Origin of the sequence: Sphaerisporangium sp. NPDC088356, from assembly GCF_040685555.1 — a bacterium.
Classification (GTDB): Bacteria; Actinomycetota; Actinomycetes; order Streptosporangiales; family Streptosporangiaceae; genus Sphaerisporangium.
The window spans coordinates 1-3,775 of record NZ_JBFBIK010000232.1; the positions used below are offsets into that span (position 1 = coordinate 1).

At 66.3% G+C, this 3,775-nt stretch carries 6 protein-coding genes; 3 read left to right on the top strand and 3 right to left on the bottom strand.

Annotated elements, in window-relative coordinates; all coding sequences use genetic code 11:
* Positions 1-27: 27 nt before the first annotated feature.
* Positions 28-189 carry an HAD hydrolase-like protein gene (locus tag AB0O34_RS36340; RefSeq protein WP_363923473.1) on the bottom strand — a complete coding sequence of 54 codons (162 nt, stop codon included), beginning with the start codon at positions 187-189 and terminating at the stop codon, positions 28-30.
* Complete coding sequence (locus tag AB0O34_RS36345) at positions 153-611, bottom strand: hypothetical protein (RefSeq protein ID WP_363923475.1); 459 nt, start codon at positions 609-611, stop codon at positions 153-155. The genes AB0O34_RS36340 and AB0O34_RS36345 overlap by 37 nt, the downstream gene beginning before the upstream one ends.
* A gap of 297 nt (positions 612-908) precedes the next feature.
* Between AB0O34_RS36345 and AB0O34_RS36350 the strand changes: the two genes are divergently transcribed.
* Positions 909-2,090, top strand: coding sequence for a helix-turn-helix domain-containing protein (locus tag AB0O34_RS36350; protein ID WP_363923476.1), 1,182 nt, complete (start codon positions 909-911; stop codon positions 2,088-2,090).
* Positions 2,087-2,620, top strand: a complete 534-nt coding sequence (locus tag AB0O34_RS36355) for a flavoprotein (protein ID WP_363923478.1) — start codon at positions 2,087-2,089, stop codon at positions 2,618-2,620. The genes AB0O34_RS36350 and AB0O34_RS36355 overlap by 4 nt, the downstream gene beginning before the upstream one ends.
* A gap of 472 nt (positions 2,621-3,092) precedes the next feature.
* On the opposite strand, the gene AB0O34_RS36360 is transcribed toward AB0O34_RS36355, so the two are convergent.
* A complete protein-coding gene (locus AB0O34_RS36360; RefSeq protein ID WP_363923480.1) occupies positions 3,093-3,392 on the bottom strand; it encodes a hypothetical protein in 300 nt (99 codons plus the stop codon).
* A gap of 73 nt (positions 3,393-3,465) precedes the next feature.
* Between AB0O34_RS36360 and AB0O34_RS36365 the strand changes: the two genes are divergently transcribed.
* On the top strand, positions 3,466-3,775 hold a 310-nt coding region (locus tag AB0O34_RS36365), incomplete at its 3' end, for a hypothetical protein (RefSeq protein ID WP_363923482.1).

Sequence of the window (3,775 nt, forward strand, 5' to 3'; positions counted from 1 at the left end):
CTCAGCACAGAGTTTTATGCCTGTTTGCTACCTCTGTCCATTTTGGCAGGGAGGGTCATCTGCCCAGAGGTGCCCCCAGGGCCCGCGGCGGATCAAAGCTGTACGCAGTCCTGCGGCCTTGGCGGGAAGGATGTCGTTGTCCCGGTGGTCGCCTACGTACACGATCTCGTCGGGCTTGCCGGGAGCCATCGCGATGACGTGATTGAAGAACTGGGGGTCGGGCTTGGCGACCCCCACTCACCGGATGTGGCGATCTGCTCCGCTGGCAGCCGGAGGCTGCGCAGCAGTTCGGCGGCGCGTGTCGTCTGGTTGCCGGCGATGCCCACCCACAGGCCGCTCTCCCGGAGTGCCGCCAGCGCGGGGCGTACGTCCGGGTACAGGTCGCTTTCCTCGATGCGTTCACCGAGGCCGGCCTCCTCCCGTAGGCGCCGTTCCGCGACGAGGTCGAAGCCGGGCCGGAAGTACTGGAAGGTCTCGGCGTTGTCACGTCCCTGAGCCGTGACCCCACCGAGCACCGCCGAGAAGGTGTGCCGGGGGACTGCGATCCAGTCGGCCCACGCGCCGAACTCCCGTGAGTCGTCCAGCAACGTCTCGCCTACGTCGAACACCACAGAAACCACCACGGGCGCCAGCGTACGGACTGAATGGCACAGGGCATCCCGGTGCTGGCCATGGTCCTTGTCGGGAAGACGCGGTGACACACCATGTGTCACTTCTCCTGGTCACCGTGCTCGAAGCTGTATCGCGTCAGAGCTCGGACCAACGCCAAGCGATGATCAGCTAGCGCATGAACGGCTGTGCCGGGCTGGCGGAGATCGATTGGTCTGGTGCGGGGGCTACCCACGGATCGGTGCCATTGGTGATGCTGGTCCTGGGAGCTTCAAGCGCGGGACGGTTGAGGTGCTGCGATGAACGATCGGGAACTGGGCCGCCGGATCGCCTACTGGCGACGCCGGCGTGGCCTGACCCAGCAGATCCTCGCGGACCGGCTGGGCCGCTCGGTCAGCTGGCTGCGCAAGGTGGAGTCCGGGGCTCGTAGTGCGGACCGGCTCTCCGTCCTGGACTCCCTGTGTGAAGCGCTGACCGTCGATCTGCAGACCCTGGCCGGTGATGAACCCACTCGCGGCACAACGCTGTGCATCGACGATGCGCAGGTCGAGCAGATCCGAGACGCGATGGAGCGCTACCCCTTTGACGACGGGCCCAGGGACCTTGCCCGACTCCGCCGCCAGGTGGCCTATGCGTGGAGCGCCTTCGAGGTCGCGGACTACGACGTCATCAGCCAGGTGCTTCCAGAGAGCATCGTCAACGCGCAGACCACGCATGGCGCGCTCGGTACGGAGGAATCGGCTCGGTTGCTCGCCGAGGTGTACCAGATCACGGCCAGCACGCTGCGAAAGCTGGGGGAGCCTGCGCTGGCCTGGCTGGCGGGGGACAGGAGCATGACGGCCGCGCGCCACATGGGGGATCTGTCGCTGCTGGCCGCTGCCGGGTTCCGGATCGCCAACGCTCTGCTGTCCATGGGGCGGTCGGGTGCGGCACTGGACATGCTCGCCAACCTGGCGAACCGGCTCAGCGTGGAACTGGAGAGCGAGGAGCGGCGTGCGTTATACGGACACGTGCTGCTGCAGGGGGCGATGGCCGCCGCGTCAATGGGGAGACACTCCGAGGTGCGAGACCTGATCGCAGAGGCCCGGCAGGCGGCCCAGTTCGTGGCGGTGGGCAGCAACCACTATTGGCTTGCGTTCGGGCCAGCCAATGTCACGGCCCATGAGGTCGCCGCGTTGGTCGTGCTCGGTGAAGGTGGTCTGGCCGTTGAGGCCGCCGGTGCGATTGATCCGGCCCTACTCGGCCAGATGCGCCGCGAGCGCCGTGCCGCGTTCCTCGTCGATGTGGCACGCGGGTACAGCCAGTGGGGTCGACGGGATGAGGCGCTCAGGACTCTACTGGAGGCTGAGAGCGTCGCCTCCCTCGAGGTGCGCTGCCGTCCCCTCGCTCAAGGCGTCATCACCGATTTGTTGCGCCGCGTTCAGGGGGTGGCTCCATCCGACCTCGTACGGCTGGCGGGCCGTGCCGGAGTGCGGGCATGAACCGGGGCGTGTTGTACGTCATCGCGTGCGGAGCGCCTCCGGCGCGCGAGGTGAGTAAGCTGATCGTGGCGGCGCAGGGGAGAGGCTGGGAGGTATGCCTCCTGACCACCCCCATGGGGCGGCGCTTCGTTGACATCGACGCGCTGGAGCGCCTGACGGGATATCCGGTACGCAGCGAGTACAAGAACCCCGGCGAGCCCGACGTGCTGCCCCCTCCCGACGCCGTCATCGTGGCGCCGGCCACGGTCAACACCATCAGCAAATGGGCGCTGGCCATCTGCGACACCCTCGTGCTCGGCATCCTGGTCGAGGCCATCGGCAAGCGGCTTCCGACCGTCGCGCTGCCGTTCACGAACAGAGCTCATGCCGCCCATCCGGCGTTCCTGGAACACATCGACAAGCTCCGATCTTTTGGGGTCGACGTGCTGTTCGGCCCGGAGGTGTATCCGCTGCACGAGCCGGGAACCGGCAGTCGCTACCTCGACATTTTCCCCTGGGATCAAGCCTTGGACGGCCTTACCGGCCGGTGACCGCACTCGCAGACACCGCGAGTCCTACGCGCGTGGGCCTACTCGTAAGTCCGTCGCGTCTGACGCCGCTTCTGGGCCCTCTCGCGGCCTGGAGCTTGTCGTCACGAGAAATCCTGGTGTGGCCATGAGGTGCTCGTCCGGGAACACACGGTGACCCATCGTGTGTCACTTCTCCTGCTCGCCGCGCTCGAAGCTGTACTTCAACAGCCCTCCGACCAGCCCGAATGAATGGCCGCCGCCTCTTGATACGGGGCGTCCTCAAGGAGTGACATGTGATGCTCTCGCACCCAACGGCTCTCGCCTCGTTGCGGGAGACGTCCACATGGAACGGGACGGAGCTGCTGGGACCGTTTCACGGTCTTCATGCTTCGCCGCCGCAGGCAAGGTGCAAAAAGGTCACGTGGAGAAAGCCGTCGGCGCGTTGCGTTCGAGTCCGTGTTCGCCGCCATACGTGTGAGTGTCGACCGACGGTCTACGAACTTTGCGTGTCCGGCGGGCTGATGTTCATCCGCCGTACCGTCCGCACCCACGATGGCAGGTCGATGATCTGTTTCATGTCCCGCCAGCCCCGCTCGACTTCGAGGAACTGCTTGTAACCGAGGGCGATGTCCTCGGCCGACAGATGCGGGTCGGAGCACCGCAGCAGGTACTTGCCGTCGAGATTCTCCTCGGCCTTGATCTTGGCGGTGTCGACGTGGAGCTTGCCGGCCGGGGGTGGTGCGGAGGTAGCGGTTGAGGCCGGGCTTGTCGGCGATCCGCCCGCGGAGCTCACCGCGCTTGAACTCGCTGAGCTGGTCGGTGTTCTCGATGAGGGCGGTGAGCTGGGCAAGGAGTTGTTCGCGTATGTGCTGGTCGCGTTCGGCGGCTTCGGGGTTGTGGCAGATCGCGAACCGTTCGGTGTCGGAGATCCGCACCTGCTTGACCCGCATGTTCCCGGCGATCTCGCCGTAGCGGCCCTGCCGGGACAGGGCGGCCTTCACCTCCGGGCTGCCGCAGCGGAGTTTCTCTCCGACGATGTAGGCGCTATCTCCCTGGCGGAGGTAGCGGCGGTTGCGTTCGCTGGCGAATCCCCGGCCGGTGACCCACGCGATCTTGCTCAGGGTCCAGTCACGCATATCGTCCTTGACTTGCCGGATCAGCTTCTGGTCACCGGTG

Excerpts from the sequence above, each read along its gene's own strand:
- AB0O34_RS36340 (WP_363923473.1), bottom strand. The coding sequence starts at position 189 with ATGGCTCCCGGCAAGCCCGACGAGATCGTGTACGTAGGCGACCACCGG.
- AB0O34_RS36355 (WP_363923478.1), top strand. The coding sequence starts at position 2,087 with ATGAACCGGGGCGTGTTGTACGTCATCGCGTGCGGAGCGCCTCCGGCG.
- AB0O34_RS36350 (WP_363923476.1), top strand. The coding sequence starts at position 909 with ATGAACGATCGGGAACTGGGCCGCCGGATCGCCTACTGGCGACGCCGG.